Below are 208 nucleotides of genomic sequence, written 5' to 3'. Positions count from 1 at the left end.
AGTAGAGATTGGTGATGGTGTTTTTGGGGTCGAAGAGGCTGCAAATAAATTCTTTAATAAGCCTGCTAGCAAGCTTTCAATGAGCGAGGCTGCACTATTAGCTGCGGTTTTGCCTAATCCTCATAGATATAGTGTAAAAAACCCATCTTCTTATGTGCTCAAAAGGCAAGCTTGGATCTTGAACCAAATGCACTTATTGGGAGGTAAG

Annotated in this window: 1 protein-coding gene; it reads left to right on the top strand. The window is 41.3% G+C overall.

The annotated features are described in order from the left end of the window. Window positions 1–208 (top strand): transglycosylase domain-containing protein (locus tag ACRHOC_RS16050; RefSeq protein WP_431159544.1); only part of this gene is annotated, 208 nt, incomplete at both ends.

This window comes from Winogradskyella poriferorum (assembly GCF_050618035.1).
GTDB lineage: Bacteria > Bacteroidota > Bacteroidia > Flavobacteriales > Flavobacteriaceae > Winogradskyella > Winogradskyella poriferorum_A.
The sequence above is the reverse complement of the archived record's forward strand: the minus strand, read 5'-3'. Positions and strand labels throughout refer to the sequence as shown.